Source organism: Streptomyces sp. MB09-02B (assembly GCF_033794485.1).
GTDB lineage: Bacteria > Actinomycetota > Actinomycetes > Streptomycetales > Streptomycetaceae > Streptomyces.
In genome coordinates, this window is record NZ_JARGEE010000605.1 from 1 (window position 1) to 4,200 (window position 4,200).

Consider the following 4,200-nt stretch of genomic DNA (forward strand, 5'->3'; position numbering starts at 1 on the left):
CCCCCGTCGACCCCCGCACCGGCGCCGCCTGGCCCCAGGCCGTGCAGCATGATCAGCGCCAGCCGACCAACCCGGGTGTGGCACCGCTCGGTTACACGGCCGCGGTGGAACTGTCGTCGGACCGACTGCTCAACAGCAAGAAGCAGAAGCAGAAGAGCAGCCGTCCGGCCTCGGGCGGCGGGCTGTTCAAGCTGGGCGGCAAGAAGGAGGAGGCCGAGCGGCAGCGGAAGCTGGAACTGATCAGGACTCCGGTGCTGTCCTGCTACCGCATCGCGGTCATCAGCCTCAAGGGCGGCGTGGGCAAGACGACGACCACCACGGCCCTCGGTTCGACCCTCGCCACCGAGCGGCAGGACAAGATCCTCGCGATCGACGCCAACCCGGACGCCGGCACGCTCGGCCGTCGTGTCCGGCGCGAGACCGGGGCCACCATCCGTGACCTCGTGCAGGCGATCCCGTACCTCAACTCGTACATGGACATCCGGCGGTTCACCTCGCAGGCGGCCTCCGGTCTGGAGATCATCGCCAACGACGTGGACCCCGCCGTCTCCACGACGTTCAACGACGAGGACTACCGGCGTGCGATCGACATCCTCGGCAAGCAGTACCCGATCATCCTCACCGACTCGGGCACCGGTCTGCTCTACAGCGCGATGCGCGGGGTGCTCGATCTCGCCGACCAGCTGATCATCATCTCGACGCCGTCCGTGGACGGTGCGAGCAGCGCCAGTACGACGCTGGACTGGCTCTCCGCCCACGGGTACCAGGATCTGGTCGCCCGTTCCCTCACGGTCATCTCGGGCGTGCGCGAGACCGGCAAGATGATCAAGGTGGAGGACATCGTCTCCCACTTCGAGACGCGCTGCCGGGGGGTCGTCGTCGTGCCCTTCGACGAACACCTCTCCGCGGGCGCCGAGTTGGATCTCGACATGATGCGGCCGAAGGTGCGGGAGGCGTACTTCACGCTCGCCGCAATGGTCGCCGAGGACATCGCCCGTCACCAGCAGTCGCACGGTCTGTGGACGTCGGACGGCAACCCGCCCCCGGTCGTCGCCCCGCCGATGCCGGGTCAGCAGACGCCCGGTCAGCAGACGGCCGGTCAGCAGCCGTACGCGCCGCAGTACCCGCAGCATCCACAACAGGGGCAGCAGCCGTACCCGGGTCAGCCCTATCCGGGCCAGCCGGCTCCCGGCCAGGCCCCGCAGCCCTACGGCCACCCCGGCCAGCCCGCCCCCGGGCAGCCGTATCCGCCGCAGCAGGGTCAGCCCCACCCGCCGGGACCGCCACAGCAGTAGCCCGGCAGTGCCGGTGGCGCGACCGAGGCCCGTACCGTTCACGAACCGTGAACGGTACGGGCCTCGGTCCATCCAGGTCTCGGGGTTACTTCGCCTCGTCGCCCTCGTACGCGCCGATCAGCTCCCGGCACCTCTTCACGTCCTCGCCCATCGCCACGAGGAGCGCGTCCAGCGAGTCGAACTTCGCCTGGCCGCGCACGAAGGCGAGGAAGTCGACGGCGACGTGGAGGCCGTAGAGGTCGAGGCCGACGCGGTCGATGGCGTACGCCTCGACCGTACGTTCGGTGCCGTCGAACTGCGGGTTGGTGCCGACGGAGATAGCGGCGGGCATGGCCTCGCCGGCGACGTGCAGCCAGCCGGCGTAGACGCCGTCGGCGGGGATCGCGGTGTGCGGGAGGGTCTCGACGTTGGCCGTCGGGAAGCCCAGTTCGCGGCCGCGCTGGGCGCCGCGTACGACGACGCCCTCGACGCGGTGGGGGCGGCCGAGGATCTCGCGCGCGCCCTCGACATCGCCCTCGCCGACCAGCCGCCGGGTCAGGGTCGAGGAGAACGGCTGACCGCCGCCCGCCTCGCCGGTGACGAACAGGTCGACCATCTCGACGTCGAAGTCGTACGTCTTGCCCTGCTCGGCCAGGAACGCCACGTCTCCGGCGGCCTTGTGGCCGAAGCGGAAGTTGGGGCCCTCGACGACGGCCTTGGCGTGCAGCTTGTCGACCAGCACCTTGACGACGAAGTCGGCCGGGGACAGCCGCGAGAACTCGGTGGTGAAGGGCAGGATCAGCACCGCGTCCACGCCCAGCTCGGCCATCAGCTCGGCACGGCGGTGGTGCGGGGCGAGCAGCGGGGGGTGCGTACCGGGGCGTACGACCTCGCTGGGGTGCGGGTCGAAGGTGACGGCGACGGAGGGAACGCCCAGCTCACGCGCGCGTTCCACGGCGTGCCGGAGGATGAGCTGGTGCCCGCGGTGCACCCCGTCGTAGGAACCGATGGTGACGACGCTGCGCCCCCAGTCCTCGGGGATGTCCTCCAAGCCACGCCAGCGCTGCACTGTGACCGCTCCTCGTCGAACCCGTGTCCGTATTGACGCTTAACCCTTGCGCAGGTCTAAGGGTGCCATGCCGGATGCTCTCCGCCCGCATCGGCATCCGGGCTGTGACCCGGAGCACGGCTCCCAGCCCTCGACCAGACGGGCGCGCCCCGCCTCACGCGGGCACCCGCACGCCCGGCAGCCCCGCCAGGTTCTCGATCATCCGACGAGTGCTGGGACCGACCACCGCCGCCCACTCCTGGGGCGTGCCGCTGAGCCAGCCGGCCACCCGTTCCGCGAATCCGGGCACGTGGCGGGCCAGGTCGACGAGCGCCCAGTCGAAACGGGTGGCTCCTTCGGGCGTACGGACGAGGAGCAGGCCGATCCGGTGGACCAGCACCCGGACGGCCGCGCCCCTGCCCCCGCCCGCGCCCTCACCCTCGCTCGGACCCGACCTACCCGTCGTGCCCGCGACGACCGCCCGCAGCAGGGCGTCCAGAACGGACGGGTCCCGCTCGGTCGCCATCAGCAGGTCGAGCAGTTCGCGCCGCAGGGGGCCGGAGGCCGGGGTCCCCGGCTCGGCGAAGACCGCCGCGAGAGCCGCGCGCACCTGGACGGGGCCGTCGACGATAAGGCCGCTGACCAGTGGGAACAGTACGGCGCGGGTGCCCGGGCCGTGTTCCAGTCTGCGGTCGACGTACCCGGCGACGTGCCCGGCCAGCTCGGGGCGCAGGGCGACGACCTCCCGTACGAGGGTGGTGACGCGGCGCGCGAGGCCGGGCGTGGTGACCTCGGCGAGCGTGCGCAGGGCCTCCCCGTCCGAACCCTCGGCACCCGGTACGCGCAGCCGCGCGCGGAAGGCCTCAAGGACCGGGTCCGGGTCGGTGGCCAGAGCGGTGACCACGGCGCTCGCGGGCACCTGCGGGTCACCGTCGGCGAAGCGTTCCAGCGCCTGCGGCAGATACCGCGACCTGGTCCGCGGATCCCGTACGAGCAGGGCGAGCGCGCCGCTGTGCAGGGTGACGTCGGCGGGGCGGCCCAGCAGGGTGAGTGCCGCGTAGCGCAGGAGCTCACGGTCGGCGTCCGTGCGCACGTGGGGAGCGGTCCGCAGCCCGTACGCGAGCCCCGCGACGCGCCGGGCCGGACGCTCGTCGTGCGCCCACCGGTCGACGGCCCGGCACACCGCCGAGGGCTCCTCCTCGGACAGTACGGCGAGGAGTTCGTCGCCCCGCCGGTGCGCGCTGTCGACGAGGGCCTCGGTCAGGTCGTCCAGGGCGCACCGGCGATGGGTGTGCAGCAGCGCCTGCGCGGCCGTCGCCACGGTGGCGTCCGGGGTCGCGACCAGCGGGGTGTCGTCCGGGAACCAGCGGGTGAGGAGCGGTTGTACGGCGGCGGGGTCGGCCGCCAGCAGCCGGGAGACCGCGTCCAGATAGCGAGGTCCCTCGCCGGTGGCCGGGTCGGCGACGACCAGGCGTCGCAGCAGGTCGAACCGTTCCGCCCCGGGCAGGGGCAGCGCGGCCCAGAAGTCCGGCCCGAACTCGGCCGGCACACCTCGGCCCTGGGCCCGCCAGGCACCGATCCGCTCGGTGAGGAACCGCAGCACCCTGGTGTACGGCGTCGCGTCGGGCACCCGGAGCAGCACCTCGGACAGGAGACGGGTGGCCCACCAGGTGGGGTCGTCGGGGGCCCCGGCCCCCGACGACCCCCCCTGGTGGGCCACCCGCCTCCTGTCCGAGGTGCTGCTCCGGGGGCCCGACGCGCAGCCGTACACCAGGGTGCTGCGGTTCCTCCCCGACCGGATGGGGGCCTGCCGGGCCACGGGCCGAGGGGTGCCGGCCGAGTTCGGGCCGGACGTCTGGGCCCCGCTCCCCCTGCCCG

General features: G+C 72.8%; 3 protein-coding genes and 1 pseudogene. 2 read left to right on the forward strand and 2 right to left on the reverse strand.

All coding sequences use genetic code 11. From position 1 onward, the window contains the following. Positions 1–1,295, forward strand: a 1,295-nt coding sequence (locus tag P1P70_RS41535; protein WP_319247214.1) for a MinD/ParA family protein, incomplete at its 5' end; no start/stop codon positions are given. 85 nt (positions 1,296–1,380) lie between these two features. Here P1P70_RS41535 and P1P70_RS41540 read toward each other — a convergent pair. After that, positions 1,381–2,343 carry a bifunctional riboflavin kinase/FAD synthetase gene (locus P1P70_RS41540; protein WP_319247216.1) on the reverse strand — a complete coding sequence of 321 codons (963 nt, stop codon included), beginning with the start codon at positions 2,341–2,343 and terminating at the stop codon, positions 1,381–1,383. A 154-nt stretch (positions 2,344–2,497) separates the two neighbouring features. Continuing rightward, positions 2,498–4,018: pseudogene (locus tag P1P70_RS41545) on the reverse strand (serine protease); the annotation flags it as partial. Here P1P70_RS41545 and P1P70_RS41550 point away from each other — a divergent pair. Further along, the coding region (locus tag P1P70_RS41550) for a hypothetical protein (RefSeq protein ID WP_319247218.1) at positions 3,981–4,200 on the forward strand (220 nt) is incomplete at its 3' end. The pseudogene P1P70_RS41545 and the gene P1P70_RS41550 sit on opposite strands and share 38 nt — an antisense overlap.